At 48.9% G+C, this 19286-nt stretch carries 13 protein-coding genes; 4 read left to right on the top strand and 9 right to left on the bottom strand.

Going from position 1 to position 19286, the window contains the following annotated elements:
• Window positions 1-98: 98 nt before the first annotated feature.
• The 6 genes from PGL02S_RS15650 to PGL02S_RS15675 form a co-directional block, all read right to left on the bottom strand.
• Complete coding sequence (locus PGL02S_RS15650) at window positions 99-5567, bottom strand: S8 family serine peptidase (RefSeq protein ID WP_036642674.1); 5469 nt, start codon at window positions 5565-5567, stop codon at window positions 99-101.
• Between the two features lie 744 nt (window positions 5568-6311).
• Window positions 6312-7799: an S-layer homology domain-containing protein gene (locus tag PGL02S_RS15655; RefSeq protein WP_036642675.1), complete on the bottom strand. Its 1488-nt coding sequence runs from the start codon at window positions 7797-7799 to the stop codon at window positions 6312-6314.
• 131 nt (window positions 7800-7930) lie between these two features.
• The gene (locus PGL02S_RS15660) at window positions 7931-8626 is read right to left on the bottom strand and encodes a response regulator transcription factor (RefSeq protein ID WP_036642677.1); all 696 of its coding nucleotides are present in this window, start codon (window positions 8624-8626) and stop codon (window positions 7931-7933) included.
• Window positions 8627-8635: 9 nt separating this feature from the next.
• Window positions 8636-10096, bottom strand: a complete 1461-nt coding sequence (locus PGL02S_RS15665) for a sensor histidine kinase (RefSeq protein ID WP_036642678.1) — start codon at window positions 10094-10096, stop codon at window positions 8636-8638.
• A gap of 75 nt (window positions 10097-10171) precedes the next feature.
• A complete protein-coding gene (locus PGL02S_RS15670) occupies window positions 10172-11392 on the bottom strand; it encodes an amidohydrolase (RefSeq protein WP_036642771.1) in 1221 nt (406 codons plus the stop codon).
• A 268-nt stretch (window positions 11393-11660) separates the two neighbouring features.
• Window positions 11661-12635, bottom strand: coding sequence for a phosphotransferase enzyme family protein (locus PGL02S_RS15675; RefSeq protein ID WP_036642679.1), 975 nt, complete (start codon window positions 12633-12635; stop codon window positions 11661-11663).
• 200 nt (window positions 12636-12835) lie between these two features.
• Here PGL02S_RS15675 and PGL02S_RS15680 point away from each other — a divergent pair, with 200 nt between their 5' ends.
• Together PGL02S_RS15680 and PGL02S_RS15685 are read left to right on the top strand one after the other, a co-directional pair.
• Window positions 12836-13627 (top strand): M15 family metallopeptidase, encoded by a 792-nt coding sequence (locus tag PGL02S_RS15680; protein ID WP_173937143.1) that lies wholly within the window; start codon window positions 12836-12838, stop codon window positions 13625-13627.
• Between the two features lie 194 nt (window positions 13628-13821).
• Window positions 13822-15285 (top strand): 4-hydroxyphenylacetate 3-hydroxylase family protein, encoded by a 1464-nt coding sequence (locus tag PGL02S_RS15685; RefSeq protein ID WP_036642680.1) that lies wholly within the window; start codon window positions 13822-13824, stop codon window positions 15283-15285.
• An 81-nt stretch (window positions 15286-15366) separates the two neighbouring features.
• Here PGL02S_RS15685 and PGL02S_RS15690 read toward each other — a convergent pair whose 3' ends face one another.
• Entirely contained in the window at window positions 15367-15555 is a 189-nt protein-coding gene (locus PGL02S_RS15690) for a hypothetical protein (RefSeq protein WP_155984629.1), read from the bottom strand.
• Between the two features lie 157 nt (window positions 15556-15712).
• On the opposite strand from PGL02S_RS15690, the gene PGL02S_RS15695 reads away from it, so the two are divergent.
• Together PGL02S_RS15695 and PGL02S_RS15700 are read left to right on the top strand one after the other, a co-directional pair.
• A complete protein-coding gene (locus PGL02S_RS15695; protein ID WP_036642682.1) occupies window positions 15713-16567 on the top strand; it encodes a protein kinase domain-containing protein in 855 nt (284 codons plus the stop codon).
• 94 nt (window positions 16568-16661) lie between these two features.
• On the top strand, window positions 16662-16871 hold the full coding sequence (locus PGL02S_RS15700; protein ID WP_076151039.1) for a hypothetical protein: 210 nt from the start codon (window positions 16662-16664) through the stop codon (window positions 16869-16871).
• A gap of 78 nt (window positions 16872-16949) precedes the next feature.
• Here the strand turns inward: PGL02S_RS15700 and aac(2')-IIb are convergent, their stop codons facing one another.
• A complete protein-coding gene (gene aac(2')-IIb, locus PGL02S_RS15705; RefSeq protein ID WP_036642684.1) occupies window positions 16950-17669 on the bottom strand; it encodes a kasugamycin N-acetyltransferase AAC(2')-IIb in 720 nt (239 codons plus the stop codon).
• Between the two features lie 162 nt (window positions 17670-17831).
• A complete protein-coding gene (nhaC, locus tag PGL02S_RS15710) occupies window positions 17832-19208 on the bottom strand; it encodes a Na+/H+ antiporter NhaC (protein ID WP_036642685.1) in 1377 nt (458 codons plus the stop codon).
• Window positions 19209-19286: the final 78 nt, after the last annotated feature.

The raw sequence follows: 19286 nt of genomic DNA on the forward strand, positions 1-19286 counted from the left end.
CAAAGCCCCAGGCTCTGTTGAATCAACAGGACCCGGGGCTGTTCGATTATCCATTCTACCTTTCACATATCACGATACCATCAGCGATTTGGTTACATTTACTGAATGATGATGGTGTGAACAGCACTGTTCACGCCTCCTTCATTATCCGTAACGGTCAAACGTACCGTATACGTTCCTGCATTGTTGAATTTATGCTTGACTTTGGCCTTCGAAGCGGTTGATCCATCCCCGAAATCCCAAACATAACTCACAATTTCGCCGTCTTCATCCACGGAGGAGCGAGCATCGAATTCAACATTTTTCTTCTTCTTTGCATTAGACGGAGCCTGAATCACGGCCACGGGGTCCTGATTAGTCGGCGGTTCAGGATTCTCTCCTTGGCCGGAAGATACATACAGCCTTCCGCCAGCTTCAGTCTCGGATGTATTGCCAGCCGCATCCCGCACCCGGATCACTATGATTCCACCATCCAGCACCAGGCTGGACGGTGTTGTGTAGGTTCCCGAGTAGTGACCGGATTCCGTCTCGGTCAATGGAATTTCGCCTCGTCCCTGCGCACTCAGATCCAAAGGAAGCTCAATTCGGAAAGAGGCTTGAAGATTCGGAACACTGTCGAAGGAGACCGTTACAGTCTCTCCCGCTGTAATTCGAACATCCTCTGCTGGTGAGATATTGCTTATTTCCGGCAATGCGGTATCTACGTAGACGGTACGAGTTACCGTCGACTCATTGCCTGCAAGGTCTTTGGCTTTTACGGCTATCGTGTTCTCGCCTTCGTTGACCAGTACGCGATGCGTAAAACTTCCGTCCTCACCGAGCTGTACCTGCTGTTCGTTCACGGTCAGCGTGTCAATGAATTCATCAAGGGCGCTGCCGGTAACATGGACCACCTCCGTATTGGTGTGGCTACCTTCCTCAGGAGTCACAATCGTTAATTCCGGGGCAGTCTGATCCAGCGTTACAACTACCGGCAGTGAGCGATCTGTAGCCTTTCCGTTGACCACAGCCTCGGCAGTGAGCGAGTTGGTTCCCGGTGTCAGCTCCACATTCAGCGTAAACTGCCCATTCTCAACAACGGTGGTCCCTGCCGCTTCCTCGCCGTTGTAGATCCGGATCTCTGCACCCGATGCCGGAGAAGTGCCTGTTAGGGTCACCGTTTGTTCATTCGTGTACGCATGATTGACAGGTGACGTAATGATGGGTGCATTAACTGGATAACGCACCACTGCGCGGATCATGTAATTGCCCTCTTCTGCGGGAGCCTGACTCCAGGCACCACTTACACGCTGCCAGCTTCTTAAGGCATTTTCGCCCGATTCATCGGTTGCAAGCCCAGGGGCATTGTTTCCTGCCTCCGTCTGAACGTACACGATGTAGAAATCGCCTTGCACAACAACGGGCTCTGGGAATTCAACTGTGGTCCATTGATCGTTGCGCAGTGCGGTTCCGTCAAAAGGACCTGCCAGCAAACGACCCGGCGCTCCATTCTCGCCCGAAACGTCATACACTGCATATTGGAACGCGGTGCCGCCTGGTTGCGGCCATTCGGTGTTCCAGAAGCGGAGCGATGCGCCCGTAAGCTGCGCGGCCTCGTGTTCCGGCGTCATCCGTACCGCCCAGGCATTGCCCGCAGCTACGAAGGCTCTGGCATTTTCAGGTATGCCATCGTCATACGCAATTTCGCCAGGGAATCCGATAAACGGTTTAAGGGTCACATTGGCCTCAGCTGTTCCGTTGCCAGGAACCGTAATTTCAACCGTTTCACCATAATAATCCGCAGCCAGAATCGATAACGTATAGGTGCCTTCCAGGACATCCAGGGTGAACCTGCCGTCTTCCCCTGTGCGCACATCACCGACCCGTGGATCTTCCAGAACTGCTATGCTAGCCCCACTGACCGGTTCTCCTGTACGTTCGTCGGTTACAACACCTTCAATCTGTCCATGCGGGATGGCTTCCAGATTGAAATTGGCTTTTGCCGATCCGCCATCAGTAATCGTAACGACTTCGGTTCTCGGATAGTATCCGTAGGCCTCGGCCTTCAGCGTGTAATCACCTGCAACATGAGAGAAACTGTATTTGCCAGTTGCCGGATCAGTCTTCACCGAACGCCCGGTCTCAAGCACCGTAACCGTTGCGCTTGCAGGCAGGCTTTGCGGTGTCACCTCTCCGGTTCCCGGTTTCCCAGCTTCCGGCTGCGGCTGCTTGCTTTGATTGAATTCATACTTGTCGGTTCTGCTAATTTTGTACCAAGGATTATCATAGGCCGGTTTCGGCTTGTCACTATGCAGTACTTCCACAGTATCCTTGGTGACCGCTCCAGGAGCAACGCCAAGAATCCGGAAGTCGTCGATGTACCAGCCCGTTTTCACCACACTGTTATCCGAGGTCAGCCTGAATCGGAATTGGACCTCGTTTCCTTTCCATGCATCAAGATCATAAAATACCGGTGTCCATTGCTTGCCGTTGGTATTGTGAGAGAACTTCCCGAGCTCGGACCATGTGTTTCCTCCATCGGAAGAGGCCTCAACATAACCGTAATCGTATCCTCCCTCAATTTCATACCAATGATTAAAGGTCAATGTTGCTTCGGTAACCTGGGTCAAATCCACAACCGGGGATACCAGGAAATAATTCGAACCACTTTCATAGGTATTGTCCAGATCGGTCGCCCACGCATTGGGTACAGAGAATGCATGGCCAGGTCCCGAAACCGGAACACCGCGTTCCCACTCATCTTTGACGCCGGAATGCGTCCAACCGTTGTCGCTGCTGCCATCAAAATGATCGGTATAGATGTCCTCCGGCACCACGATGTCAATGGACACCTCGCTCGACTTCTCGCTTTCATTGCCGCTGTAATCGACAGCCGCCACGGTATAATAATAAGTAGAACCGGTGACAGTTGTTGTATCCGTGTACGTTGTTGCCGCCGTATTTCCAATCGCTTCATAGCCTGTGCCCGAAGCGGTGGATCGATATACGGTGTAAGACTTCAGATCCTCAGCATCCGGACCGGTCCAGTTTAAGGTTGCATTGCCCAATATATCGGCTGAAACGGCCAGCCCGCTTGGCGCTCCCGGAGCAATGTCATCCGGTGCCTGAATTTCAAAATCGTCGATGTACCACCCTGCCTTCTGAACCGAAGCATCACTCGTCAGATTGAACTGGACGAACACCTGCTGTCCGGCGTAGGCCCGTAAATCCACATATTGTGTTACCCAGCCTCCACTGGTCCCCGTAAAGCTCAGTACCTCCTGAAAAGCAAAATCATTCTCCTCGGCGGCAATGTATACTTTGCCCCAATCAATATTTCGCTCCAGGTCATACCAATGCTTGAAGGTTAACAGGCCACCCTCCGGACTGTCTGTCAGGTCGATTGGAGGTGCAAGCAAATAGGCGTTGCTGTTCGCACCGTACGTGCCCTCGAGGTTAGTCGCGATCAGCTTGTCCCCGGAATATGCACCTCCTGGACCGCTTGTTGGTGATCCCCAAGCCCAGGCGCTTCCTGTCCCGCCTGCGGTAAAGCCCAAATTATTCTCTTCAAAATCCTGGATATATCCAGGCTGCACACCGTCCGAGACCTCAACTTTATAGACGCTGCTCTCAAATCCGTTATTGCCGTAATCATTGACCCGAATATAGTATTCCAGCCCTTGCGATTCGATCAGAAAAGCGGGAATGACCGCCGTGTACGTTCCATCCTTGCTATCCCCGGCTATGCGATTCATCGGCAGATAGACGTACTGGCTTGTGCCCGCTGTTCTTGCAAAGGCCTCTACAGCGGTGACGCCCACATTATCGGTTACGCGCGCAGTAAGCGGAACGTCAATCCCCGTAAAAGCCGAGCTCACTTGTGTATGCTCAAGCACCGGCTCTTCCAGATCATCGCCTGCGGTTACAACCCTGCCCGATACGGTGCCGATGCCTTCTACCACCGAACCTACAGCATCCAATGCATTAATGATTCCGTGACCATACCCATTGTTGGGTGAAGTCGGATACTGACTGTCCGTTCGAGGCGTGGCCGTCTCCATGATAATCTGCTCCAGCTGATCGACGTTTAGAGAGTGATTAGCCTGAAGCAGCAGAGCTGCCAGCGCGGTTGTATGCGGCCCTGCCATTGAGGTGCCGTCCCACCCTCCTTCATAAGCACCACCTGGCACAGAGGATCGGATATTTACCCCCGGTGCTGAAACCTCCGGTTTGATCTCATCATAGGGCGAAGGACCACGTAAGGAAAAAGAGGCTAGGTTGCCGTTAATATCGGTTGCCCCGGTGGCGAAACTCTCCGGATAGTTGGCAGGGTTGGCAACGGAACCCGGTCCGCCCGGGTTCGTCGGCCGCACATTGCCTGCGGAGAACTCGGGGAAGATCTGTGCATCACGCCAGGCCTGGACCATAGGCCGGAACCATTCGTCCAATCCGGCGCCTCCGCCCCATGAATTGTTAACCACATCAGGGGCCAGCTCTGGATGCAGATTGCCTTCCGCATCCACGGGTGCAATAAGCCATTGTCCGCCGTCAAGGATGATGGCATCTGTCGTTCCCGGATTGAATATCCGTACGGCTATCCAGGTTGCTCCCGGAGCAACACCAATCTGGTTGCTCCCATCCTCCTCAGAGCCGACCATGGTGCCCATCGTATGGGTACCGTGACCATCTCCATCGGCAGGCAGGGAAGAACCGCTGTGCGGATCATACCAGCTCAGCTCGGGATCAACGATATTACCCGAAGCGTCATAACCTCTCCATTTTCGATTCAGGGCAGGATGGGTGTAGTCCACGCCGCTATCCAGATTGGCTACCACGATTCCCGTTCCGTCAATGCCCCTCTCCCAAACTTCCGGGGCATTGACGTAGTCAATGTTCCATTCCACATTTTCCGTTTGCGGTTGAGGAGCGTTTGTGGCTTCATCACGGGCTCCCTTGGGAACCGCAGGCTGAATGACCGATACGCCTGGCTCCTGTACGGATGTCTTCGGAGTACTCGATTCCTTTTCCGTGCTTGCGTCCTTCGTGTTGACCTCAGCCTTCTGAAGGAAACGCTCTTCATTTGGCAAAATTTTATCCACTTCGGGCAGGAGCGCAATCTCCTCCATAACTTCCTGGGTACTGGTCACTGCCAGCGCATTAACAATAAAATAGCTTTTATATTCTTTGACCTTGCCGAGATCAAGTGCCTTATCCAGATAACGTTCCAGTGTGTATTGGGTTCGCGATGCCGTCTCCCGCAATGAACTTACAACGGAAGTCCTGACGGAGAGCTTGGTTGCCGAGGGGGTCTGCTTCTCCAGCGTTGCCTTCTCCATAGCCTGCTTAGAGACCGAAGCGGTGTCCACTTGTTCCTTCATCTTTACCAGATAGGTGACATAATCGTCTTTCTCAAACTGCTTGCTCAGCTTGTTGCTGACCTTGTCCGTTGCAATCTGGGCCAAGCTGGATTTCATGTCAATCTTCTGAGAGGAGGTGTTGTCTGCTGAAACCGGATGAATGAATGATGCTGCCAGGAGAAGCGACAGACCCATGGAGAGAGGCTTTCGTAACCGATTTAACTTTATCAAACTTTTCCACTCCTTTTACCCGGTTTTTAATCTGTGAATGGTTGGACCCATTCCGATTCATGAAACAGTGAATCGCCTTAGCCTGAGCGAACCCGCATGTCCAGTGAAATTTACATGAAGCCTCACCTCCTTTTCAGAACAAGTTCATCATCGATTTGATTATCATTGCGTAATGGATAGCAGCATTGCGGAAAATAAGGATTAAGGGAAGAAGGATGTTCCGGTAAGACACTGAAGTTTGCAGAACATTTGCTATGGAGGGTAATCGATTGCGCTAGTAGAAACGCATAGGCCAACGAGTCTGTAACTCCTGGCAATCCGGGGTGTCATTCGTGATATGCAAAGCTATTAATATTACATATAATATAAAAATAGTATTTATTTGTTTTTTAAGAAGTAGTATAAAGTCATCATATATGAAGTTCAAGCATTTATCTTCTAAATAATAGAAAATAAGCCTTTTTAAGTCTCTCCTATCTATCCAATGACTCTCTACATGTCAGCTTCAATGCGCAATTACGTAAGTCATTCTATGACTTGGCTCATGGCCTGCATTATGTCATTATCCGTAGAGCAAAGTAAGAGATATGTTCCTAGCGAGACGAGCACGCTAAATAGACTCTTACAGCCTGGCTGTAAGAGTCATTATTTTCTTGCTTCACTTAACGGGCGCTGAGCTGCCTTCGTTTGTTTTACTTCGGTTAAACAGCACCATCTGTCCTAATTCATCCGGATAGAATGAGATTAATTTAATGTCAGGCCCGTGGAAGTACCTTTTGCCCATTCTCCTACCGGAGTTACGGTATAGGTCGTGCCTGCTCTTAGTTTATCGCCCTCCGTGAGATCAAACACGCCTACCGCACCTTTGCGGCTAGAATATTTATATACGGCCACCTGCTTATGACCCTCTGCGTCGATCAATTCCACGCTGCGGCCGGAGAACAACTCATCTCCCGGATCCTCGGATAATGTAACGGCAACCGAAGTTTCACCGATAGCCTCGACTCCCACTATTTCCAGCGGGATGAATTCTTTAGCAACGAATGTCCGGCTTGCAATCTGTGCCCAATCAGAGGTGACGGTATACGTAACACCGGGGGTCAGCTGCTGACCTTCAGGTAAACGGAATTTTGGTTCTTGCTTGCCATCGGTCGATTGCGTGAATGGAACGTATTTTGCCACCATGGGCAGTCCGCCCTCCGGAGTGATGGTTACTTCTCTGCCCTGACCGGAGGAAATGACTTGATAAGCTTTCCCATCAGCTCGGTTGTTCTCATCCAGTATGAATGCGTTTTCTCCCCTGCCGCTGCTATATGCAGAAATAACGTAGCCATAGTCTACAACCCCATTAGACTTAAGCGCCTCCAGTTCAAACGTATCCTTGGCGACCTGCCTTGCCTCTGTCATGTCCAGCTTTGTGGCGCTGCCTGCAAATGTACCTGCTTTCTGCCCTTTGTAGGTAAGCGTATAGTCGGTAACCTGATTTTGTACGGATGTCGGAACGATATAAGTGGATATCGAGCCCGTTTTCAGACGCGGCATGTTGGTTAGCGCAAGTCCATCGCTAAATACAAAATCTTCCTTAGCCTGTGCAAATACCTCATTGTCTGCTGTCAAGGGAGCATCTAAGGTAATCATCAACGTAATGGTATTCAATGCGCGGACACTCGTAATTTTGGCTTCTGCCGAAGGGATTGCTTGGTGTGCCGTATTCAGCAGGTATGCAGCTTCTCCCCGAGTGACATGACCTGCGCCTTCACGTAAACGTTCCGCCCAGTAAGCCACGGATTTCACGTCGCGTTTCAATGCCTGCGATACGATAATAACCAGCTCGTCGCGAGTGACGGTTCCCTTTGGATTAAAACGTCCATCCGTCGTTGTCATGATATCCAGCGCCGCCAGCTCAGCTGCATAATCGGAATACCAGGCATTTGGATTGACATCCGTTAAGCCTGCCTGGTTCTCGGCTGCTCCCTCCAGCCCAAATGTAAGGACTACCATTTTGGCCAACTCGGCTCTTGTAATGGGATTCGTGATTCCCATCGTTCCATCCTGGTAACCCTGTATCACGCGAAGCCCGGACAACTCCTGGATCGCTTGCTGAATATCTTCGGGTGCTATCATGACTTCTGCTGCTTTAGCTTGCAGCACATTGAACGGTAGAGATGCCGTTCCCAGTGCAGCTGCCAACATCAGGGCAGCCCATTTATTAGCATGCTTGTTCTTGTTCATGTGTTAACCCTCCTTAGAAATGCGTATCATTAGCTGATCGTCATAACTCCATCATAGAGGAGAGTCTTAAACTGCCAAGAAAGCTGGGATTAATAAATTCGAAACAATATATTAACTTTTTATAAACTCCATCAGATAGAAAAGCGATAGCCTGCTCCCCAAACCGTCTCAATATACTGTGGATTGGAAGAATCCAGCTCCAATTTTTCGCGCAGCTTGCGGACATGCACCGTTACGGTTGCTATATCTCCATTGGAATCCATACCCCAAATTCGTTCAAACAGTTCATTTTTGCTGAATACGCGGTTAGGGTGGCTTGCCAAAAATTCGAGCAGGTTAAACTCTCGGGTCGTAAACACAACTTCCTGATTGCGCACGTACACTCTTCGAGCGGATTTATCAATGACCAGGCCGCGTATATGAATCTCTGCATTTTGAACCGTCTCTTGTTTGCCCATCAGTCTCTTGTATCTCATCAGATGTGCCTTGGCTCTTGCAACTAATTCGCTTGGGCTGAACGGCTTGGTAATATAATCGTCGGCGCCGAGATTAAAGGCTCGGATTTTATCAATCTCTTCATTCTTGGCCGAAACGATTAGAATCGGGACCTCCTTGTTCTTCCTGATCTGGCGACATAATTCAAAGCCGTTCATCCCGGGGAGCTGCAGGTCGACAACGATGAGACTGTAGTCCTCGTTAAGTGCCAGATGTAATCCCTCATTGCCCGTATGGCATAAATCTGCGAAAAATCCATTCAGTTCAAAATAATCCCGCTCCAGCTGAGCAATTGTAGTCTCATCTTCAATGATGAGTATGCGTGTGGTCATGGATCCTCCTTAATTGATCGCCCTTTTGAGTGTAAAGAACAGGCTTGTACCGACTCCCAGCTCGCTTTCCGCCCAGATGGTACCCCCATGCCCTTCTATAATCTGGCTTGCAATAGCCAGCCCAAGCCCGCTGCCACCCGTAGAAGAATTGCGAGATGGTTCAACGCGGTAGAACCGTTCGAATATATGCGGGATCGCGTCGCGCGGGATGCCCATCCCATTATCTTGGATTTCAACCGTCACCCATTCGGGAGATATTCGGGTCGAGACACGAATGGTTTTGGGTTGCTTATCCATAAAATTTTGGGCATTTCCAATAATATTGAGCACTGTTCGCTTCAATTTTTCCAGATCGGCTATGACCTCAACTCGATCCGCCGTACGCTCCATCCACTCCAGTTGAATCCCCTTTTCATCCAGAATGAACTGAAGTTCATCAATGCAGTCGTCTAGAAAGCCGATGATATCTACAGGCTCGAACATGAATGGCACTTGCTTCGAATCAAGCTTGGAGTACAGGAACAACTCACCCACAAGTTTATCGAGATCAACCGCTTTGGCATAAATGATGTTCACGTACTTATCCATCTTCTCCGGTGTATCGGCAACTCCGTCGCGAATCCCTTCGATGTATCCTTTGATACTTGTAATAGGTGTACGCAAATCATGCGATATATTGGAGATCAGCTCCTTCCGGTTCTCTTCATCCTGAAGCCGGAGCTGAATCGAGGCCTGCAGCCGCTTTCGCATATCCTCAAAGGCCTCGTTCAATTGTCCGATTTCGTCTTTCGTCTGCAAATCAAGCGAGAATTGGAGATTTCCCTCCTTGATGTGCTCAGCCGAATTCCGGAGCAAATCAAGCGGTTTGACAACGCTGCGGGTAATCCAGCGGTATAACAGTACATTCGTTATCACAATGATGCCGATCAGAATCAGAACGAGGACAGGCAGCAGCTTGCGTGTCACTTCACCAAAGGGACTACGCTCCCGTATGACAAAGACACTTCCTTTCGCACCATCCGAATAACGGAAATCATACTTGGCATAAGCATAGAATCGTTCGCCAATGTTAAACGTATGGCGGATCTGATTGTTGTTCAAGTCATAATGAGGCAGACTCCGTTCCAGCTCGGGCTGATTGAATGTATGGGATTCAAACACCTGATCTTTTTCCCGGCGGACATAGAGCCCGGCTCTCACCGTTCTCAGCTTGAAATCATATTCCTTCAGCAGCTCTTGGTTTTGGAGCTCGTCCGGTTCATTCTTAGCCAGGTATTTCAATTCAAGAAAGATGGACTCCTCTTGCTCTGTTAGCGGGTTGACCTGATAATGCACTTTATAAAAATCCCGAATGTCGCGAATGTCGCCGGTTGCTGCGATGGTAAACAATCCGGCAATCAACACAAATACCAACAAGCTGAGGACAAGCATGCCGGTATAGGATAATAACAATTTAATTCGGATGGACATCTATTTACCTCGCTTTGGCAGAGGATCGTCGCCTGATTTCGTGATTCCCACTGCATCACCCCTTACAGGGATGAATTAAAATGAACCCGAAACGATATCCCCTTTGAACATCGTAACGACTCGCCTGGATCTTCTTGCAATGGCTTCGGCGGAGCATGAGGCTTCAACGAACACGATGCTTGCTTCGTCTCCGACTCGCGGCCATACCTGCTCCCCCTTGTCATTAAGCGGTGTTATGCCACCGGTTATATAGCGGAGTGTGTGCGCCAGTGAGCGTTCATCCACCCATCTGGATATTTCCGCTAAACGACCTGCACGTTCCAACACATCCCCATTGCCAAAGGGCGACCATACATCAAAAATGTTATCGCATCCAACTGCCACCTCTACTCCACGCTTGTGCAGCAGACCAACGGGAGGGAACGTTCGGCCAATCGGCACGCTGGTTATAATAGCAATTCCTGCATCGGCTAATAAATCCCCCATCTCCTCTGCTTCGGACGGTGATATATCGCCCAGACCAAATGCATGACTAATCGCAACCTTCCCCTGCAGCCCTGCTTCCTGGGTTAGCTGCGCCAGTCTCTTCAAGGTGTATATCCCCTGGTGGTCGGCATCATGCAAATGCAAATCGATTCCTGCGTTACCTTCGACTGCGAGCTCCACCATTTGCTGCAGGGAGGCCTCGATATCGCCATCAACCGTAGCCGGATCAACGCCTCCGACCAAGCCGGCTCCTCTGCGAAGAGCTTCCCGCACCCATTCCTTTGCCTGTGACCGCAATAAACCATGCTGCGGAAAGGCAACGATTTCGTGTGACAGCTTGCCCTCAAAGCTGTGCAAGGCTTGCTGAACAGCTTCCAAATGGTCTAATCCAGCCTCCGGATATATATCCACATGTGTACGTACATGTGTTACTCCGGAGTCTACATAGAGGTTGAGCAGTTTTTCCGCGCGGTCCTGGATACGAGTATCAAGCGAAGGCAGTGTTTTCTTCTCCATATCCAAGCGTTCAAATATACTGGAGACCGGCGTTACGGAACGCCAACGGTCACCTAGCAGCGTTTTATCCAGATGACAATGCTTTTCAACAAAAGACGGAAGCAGCAGCAGCCCTTTCACATCCTGTTGAACGGCTTGGTCCGGGATGTTTGTGTCGCAAGAAACCACCTTCGCGATTTTTCCATCCTCTATAAACAGATGACAACTTTCCGTCCTGGTGCCTGTAATGACACCATCTTGAATATTATAGCCGCTCTCCAGCCGGGCGTTTGTCAACCAATAAGATGACTTCATATCCATCGATCCCCTCTCTCCTAAACTGGTTTACGATTATGCTAACATAGGATCAACTATATGGATAATATGTATTAAATAAGATTCACTTAGGTTTTTCATATAGAAGAAAGAGAAAAACCACCCGCTAGGATGGTTCACAATAAGATGGTTCATATAGTTTTTACGATAATAACGTTCAAAAAACAAAACACCGCGATGTAAGCAATGTTAAAAACAGCGTCTGCTTCCCATGTGAACCAGCAAGATATGCCTCCCCGTACACGGACTATACAATATAAAATATGCGTTCTCCTGATAAATAAGGAATGCAGTAATCCGCGCACAATTTTGGCATCCGCTCACGCATCCAGGCATGCACGGATTCGTTCTCCATCTGGAAGACATAATATCCGATAATGGCCACGAGCATGAACCCTTCGAGCAGCACGAGCTCATTCTGACCGGTTATATTGTCGCCATAATATCCTCTAAGGAATAGATCACGATGTTCCGAAGGAATCATCATAGCCCCCATAGCTACGTCCGTATAATAATACCCCGGTCCGAAAAAACCAAAATCAATAAAACTAAATTCACCTTCCGGCGTCATAATGATGTTTCCTAAACTCAGGTCACCGTGAATGAGCCCCCAGGCACCCTCACTCCCTCTGTCTTCAAGCCTCGTGTTAACCCATCTTAGCGTTGTCTCTATGATGGAAACATCGGAAGATGTAAACAATCCCTTCTCTAAACCCCGCTTGATGACCTCAATCATGTATTCATGATAGGCGGTTCCTTGACTGGGACGCTTATCCAAGCCTTCCTGCTGATGCTGGCTGTAGAAACGGTGCAGCTCCGCAATATGAGCCCCCAGCCGCTCAACCACTGCCGGGTCCTTCACGTCATCCTTTTGCAGATCCCTGCCTTCCAGCCAGGTAAGTACGGAACTGTTCCACGTCTTCCCTTCGTGCTGTATGATCGTAATCAGTTCGCCATCCCGATTACGGAGTGGCTTCTGAACATGAAGATTGCTCCAGCTTGACAGGCCTTCCAGCATGTTCAGCTCTGCTTGCAGACCCTCATAGGTATGCTGTAAGCCGGCCATGCTGTCTTTGACCGGTTGATGAATGCGCAGCAAATAGGAGCTGCCGTTCACCTCATCCACTTTGTAGGTTCTATTCTCGTTATGTCGTATAAAGGTAGTCTCGGATTCCTCAATGCCGTAACCTCTTAAAACATCCTGAAGTTCTTCATCCCTCATATGTATTTCTCCTTACGATCAGTATAGGACTTTCGGGTGCTCCATATTAAATAATAACTCGATCTGCATGTCATTTCATCCTCCCCAAAAAAGCGAGTCACCTCAAGCTCGTTTTGTTTACATTTCAGAAACATATTAGAGACTCTATCGATATAACTCTCCTATATACTGAGTAAACAGCTAACGAGGAGGGACATCATATGAGAATGAATGGGGTTAAATACAAATCCATTCTACCAGTCGTCATGATCGGTTTGGTGGTTGCAAGTTTAATGATGAACGGTTTCGATACCGTTTCAGGAATGAACCAAGTGGAAGCGGCTGCGGCATCTTCCTCCAGTTCCACCTTCACTGCGTTTTTGGCAAACAACGCACCTGGCCGGACGCTGAAGTATGTTAACGGCGTTACCACGGTCACAAATCTATCAAGTACCGTTGTGCTGGTCAATAAAAAGAGAAACCTGCCTTCCCATTATGTACCGCAAGATTTGGTTATACCCCAAATTCCGTTCAGCTTCTCGGGGCCTAGTCCCAAAAAACAGATGAGAAAAATAGCTGCAACCTCGCTGGAAAAACTGTTCGCTGCCGCCAAGAAAGACGGAATTGATCTCAAAGCTGTGTCGGGCTACCGCTCCTACGCAACCCAAAAATCCATATTCGAACGCAATGCAAGCATTAAGGGCGAGGCTGCTGCCAACAAGACCAGTGCAAGACCAGGACAAAGCGAGCATCAGACCGGTCTGAGCATGGATATATCGAGTGCTTCCGTAGGTTATGCGCTGGAGCAGAGCTTTGGAAATACCAAGGAAGGCAAATGGCTGAAAGTCAACGCCCCTAAATACGGATTCATTATTCGTTACGGTAAAGGTCAGGAGAAAGGGACCGGCTATTCCTACGAGCCTTGGCATGTTCGTTATGTAGGGGTATTCATTGCCGGAGAAATTACGAGACAAAACCTGACCCTCGAGCAATATCTGGAAAAAAAACAATAATAACACGAAACGTTTTTGGGCCATTGCGGGCCCATTTTTTTCGCCTAATTTCCTCTTGAATTTGCTTGCAGGTACAACCGCATATTTTGCAACACAACATGGGGACAAAGTACTCCAGATAGCCTAAACACGTACATTAACAGCAGCAGACAGGTTAGTTAGCACAGTATGATTTTCGCAAAGAGGTGAAAACAGTGCCTATTAAATCGGGGAAAGAGTATATCGAGCGGATTGATAAGCAAAATATCAACATTTGGTATAAAGGAGAACGTATCGAAGGTCCTTTATCACAGCATCCTGCATTTCAAGGTCTTATTGAAACCCAAGCCGATCTTTATGATATGCAATGTGATGCGTGCTATTTAGACCGGATGACCTATCCTTCACCTGATACGGGAGAGCTTGTTGGTTTATCTTTTCTCCCGCCAAGGAATGCCGAGGATTTACAAAAACGCAGAATCATGATGGAGCTCTGGGCGAACAGGCACCATGGATTCTTAGGACGCTCTCCCGATTACATGAACACCGCGATCATGGCTCTATTCACGGCCGCTGATATTCTTGAAGAGCATAATCCGCAATATGCCGACAACCTCAGGCGATATTATGCATACTGCCGGGAGCATGATATTACCTTGTCCCATGCGTTCATCCAGCCCTACGCGAGCAAGCTATCCGGTCAGAATGACGATGTAGAGGATTCCATCGCTGCTAAAGTCGTAGAAATTAACGACAACGGGATGGTCATAAGCGGAGCTTTTATGATGGCTACGCAAGGTGCTACTTGTGAGGAGATGTTAGTCTTTCCGACTCCGTCACCCACGATATTCAATAATGTGAATCCATCTGCCTTTGCCTTTGCGGTACCCAATGATCTGCCAGGGATGGCTTTTATCTGCCGCGAGAGTTACGGAGCCAGCTCCACCTATGATCACCCCTTGAGCGCAAGATACGAAGAGATGGATACACTCGTTATATTTGATCGTGTTCTTGTGCCGCATGATCGCATATTTTATTACGGGGATGAAGCCTATGCGGGGCGATTGTTTGGCGAGAGTCACTTCCATACCCATATGGCCCATCAAATCACCACTCGTTATATTGTAAAAACCGAGTTTTTACTCGGTTTGCTAGAGTCATTGGCAGATGAGCAAAATGTAGGGCTTGAGCCGCAAATGGTTTTGAACGTTTCCAAGATCATTACATTCATCGAGACCTTTAAAGCCTTAAGACTGGCTTCTGAACAAGGCGCTCTCCATGATAAATTCGGATATCTCGTTCCTGCCACAAGCCCGCTTCTGGCTTCCAGCATCCTGTTCCCCAAATTTTATCCTGAGATGGTTGAGATGATTCAAATTCTCGGTTCCAGCGGCCTGATCATGATTCCCTCCAAGCTGGATTTCGTGTCTGATTCAAGACACTACCTCGACCAATATTTAAAAGGAACAACCTCAGAGGCCTACGACCGTATCGCCTTGTTCAGGCTGGCCTGGGAGATTGGGGCAAGCTCATTCGGTGGCCGGCAAACCCAGTTCGAACGATTCTTCTTCGGCAATGCACATACGGTCGCTTATCGCATGTACAACAGTTATGAGGATCACGAACAGCTCCGGCAATTGATCAACGATTTTATAGCCAAAAACAACAGTGCATCTTAGCACAATATGAGGCGGAACGAAACTCATATCATAACCTCTCTCATGCCTGTAAGGTATGGGAGAGGTCTTGTAGAGTTGACCTTACATAACAATCCTTGCTTTGAAGAGCTCCTCCAGCATAGAGATTTCAATGGGAACAGCCTGCTCCCTAGCCGTGCGAAGCAGCGACAATGCTGCAGTATATCCCAGGTTATTCATGATATAGCTCTGCTGGCTCGCATCCTCATTCGTTACACCTGTTTCAGTTGCTTTATTAAGCTGTTTCGTCATCATACCGGCATATCAGCGCTTGAGTTTCGAAGAAAGATAGAGTCGAGCTGGTTCTTGCACCTTCCGCTACTCGTATAATCCCATCAAAAAGCATATAATGTACGTTGATAGCGGTCTGAGATATTTGGATTTACCAAAAAGGAGAGTTGGAGTCGATATGCGTCTTATTTCATCCTTGAGCTCCTTCATCAACGCTTGGCGGGATTATCCGGCCGAGAAGAATACGGTTCTGGGAAATCGCTATATTGTTCAAAACATGATTGGCGAAGGCAGTTACGGCTTAATATATAAGTGCATGGATCGGAAAAGTGGTCAGATTGTAGCCGTCAAACAAGCAAGACCCAGCAAAGGCAGCTACGCAGAACACTTGCTGAATCGGGAGGCTGCCATATTAAAATCTCTTCAGCATTCGCATATTCCGGCTTACCTGGATCTTTTTACGGACCATCGCCATATCTATCTGGTAATGTCCTATATGAATGGAGATACGCTGGAAGACTTGATTTTTGAACAAAACCAAAAATATCAGGAAGCCGATTGCGTGTCTATTACGATGCAGCTTATGGAGCTGGTGCTGTACCTTCATAAACAAGGTTTTGTTCATCTCGATCTGCGAATTCCCAACGTGCTGTTTAAGAATGGAGAATTGAATCTCATCGATTTTGGGTTGGCACGCAGAATTGGCGAGCCACCTCCGCTTCGGAAGCCAACACGGCCATGGTTCCGTCATGGCAGAAAGATATCTTCTGAACACCATAAAATATCGCAGGAAAGCGAGGATCTGCAGGACATCGGCCATTTTATGCTGTTTATGCTGTACTCGGTCTATGAGCCCGAGAGCAGCCAAAGCGTTATCGCCGAGCGAAGCTGGCAGGAAGAATTGCAGCTCTCCAGTGAGTTGAAAATGATGATTGAACGCTTACTCCAGCTGCGAGATCCATATTCTGGATCTTCAGAGTTTATGAAAGAGCTGCGCTGGCTGGTTAACGCCAAAAACTTCCCATCCAAATGATGGGAGGCCCTGAAGTTGATTATGGGGTTTACTCTGTGGTACGATCCGATTACGTAGACTGGAATAAGATGAACTAGAAAGGAGGAAGACCGAAATGTTTAAGAAAATAATCAATAAGCTTCTTCACTCCTCATCTCATAGTGATAGTCGAAGGCATCATGGCAGCTCTGCTAAGAATTACGGAAGAAAATACAGCAGCAGCCATGGGTATTCACGTCGTAAAGGCTCTTCTTCAGATTACAAGCGCAGGCATGGAAATCAAGGGCATGGCTATTATAAAAATAGAAGAGGCAGCTCAAGCTGACGATATGGAACCAAGCACTTCTCCCCTCACATGGTTGAGGGGATTTTTTGCGAGGAATGTCATACTGCAGCAATGATTTCATTTGATGGTGAAATTGACTCCATACAAGGACAATCCCAGCTTTCCGGCTACCCGCTGGGAGGAGAGATTCTCCCATGAAGTACTGTAGAGCGGCAATGCCCCCATCTCTCGCACGGCCATCGCCCAACCCGCAACAACTGCGGCGGCGTATCCCCTGCCGCGAAACTCGCCCAACGTCTCAAGCCCGGCTTCGTGTGCTTTTGCTGTCACCCGAACGCTGCGGCAGACCGACACAATCCTGCGGTCATGTACAAGTGCCACGCAAGGCTGTGCGTATTCTATTTCAGAGGCAAGGCATTCGAAACCGGCAAGCGAATGATCGCTCATATGTTCTCGGGTGATGCGTACCACCTGGATGGTCGACGTCGTTTGAACTGGAATACAATAACAGGGTCCCGTCGTGTGATGTCCGCTCTGGAGAAGCTTCATATACGACCCGAAATGTTTGGGCTTCGCTTGGAAATCTCTCATAATCGGCTCGTCCTCGACCAGTTCTTTCAATAGAAGAGCAAGATTATCTGGAACATCATGGCGAAACCTGCAAAGTGCCGTCCCGTCTATCGTCCGACCCAGGAAAAAACGCGGGGCTGGATCCTCACCCGGCCATGGCTCGTGGATTGCGCGGATCCGCCCGTTTGGATCATGCGTGAACATCGCCTCTACGTGCAGCTCCATCAGCTCTTCGGCCGTGGGCTCGTTATCCCTGCAATGATTCAAGCTCTCATCCCCTTTTCAAATAAAAGATGTTTGCTGTGCTCCTTATCATCGTACCAAATCCATCCCGTTATGGCTCGGGTTTAAATCATTATAAACAAATAAACAGCCCCGTTTCCTGAACATCTGGAGACGGGGCTGTTTATCATCCATGGATCTCAAAATTCATGTTTCTCGTCCAAGCGAGTTTCGCTGCAACCTTGGTATGAATGCATAGGCAAATGTGAACAGCGGACTTAACCATAAGAATACGGCATAAGGTGCATATTCCACAACCGGAACGCCAAGGGTAGCCGCGAAGAAGGCCCCGCTGACACCCCAAGGGATTAACGGATTCACAAGCGTGCCGCAGTCCTCCAATGTACGGGAGAGCGTCTTCGCTGGAATTCCACGGCGGGCGTATTCCTCCTTGAACATTTGTCCTGGCAAAAGAATGGACAAGTATTGCTCGCCCGTCATACCGTTTACCGCGATTGAAGAAGCGCCCGTCATGAGGACAATGCTGCACTTTCGCTTCAAGGGTTGAATGATTTTATGAAAAAAGGCTTCAATGATACCGCAATGCTGAAGCAATCCTCCTAACGATAAAGCAATCAAGATCAGGGACACGGACCACATCATCGACTGCAATCCACCACGGTTGACTATGGAAGCCACGATTTCGTTCGTGATTGTGCTCTTGTAACCACTTTGCATGACACTAAACCAGACATCGATGGCCGTCTGCTGCTGAACGAATGCGGTTACCATAAGTCCGGTAACAATACCCACAATCAGTGTTGGGAGGATCGGAAGCCGCTTGATGGAGCAAGCAATAACGGCGAGCGGCGATATCAATGTCAGCCAATGAAGTTGGAACCCATCATTCAGAGCTACCTTCATTTGCTCGATTGAAGACAAATCCAGGGAGTCCGTCGTTGGTGCGAACAGGAAAAAGACCGTTGTAACAATAAGTGCCGGTACGGTAGTGTAAACCATGTTGCCAATATGAGTGAATAGTGATATTCCCGCTACCGCGGGAGCAAAATTCGTTGTGTCGGATAACGGAGACATCTTATCGCCGAAACAAGCACCGCAGATCACCGCTCCGGCTGCCAGGGTTGGAGAAACGCCCGTCGTTGCGGCAATTCCCATAAAGGCAACGCCAACCGTGCTGACAGTCGTAAATGAGCTTCCGGTGAACATAGAGACCACGATGGTCACATATAACGCGCTTACCGCAAAATAATGCGGCTCTATATAATCCATGCCATAGTATAAAATCGTTGGCACCGTGCCGCTCATCATCCATACAGCGATCAGAATTCCGATGAGCGATAGAATGAGAATCGGCATAATGGCCGTTTGAATTCCCTGGATGATGGCAGATTCGAGCTTCTTCCAGGAGAAACCGAATAAACGCAGCAGCGCGGCTGTGCCAACGGTGGTTGCAAGCAGCGGCAGATGCGGCTCCGCTTTGAGAAGAAAGATGGAGACAAACAGCAGTGCCAGAATAAATACGATGAGGATGATGCTTTTGGAGAAACTGAGCTGACGTTCCATGATGATGAGACTCCTTGTACATTAATATGGGAGGGAGATTTGATTTGATACCCGTCCCTTCTTATGCAGCATTTGTTT

This window comes from Paenibacillus glucanolyticus NBRC 15330 (genome assembly GCF_004000885.1).
Taxonomy (GTDB): Bacteria; Bacillota; Bacilli; order Paenibacillales; family Paenibacillaceae; genus Paenibacillus_AQ; species Paenibacillus_AQ glucanolyticus.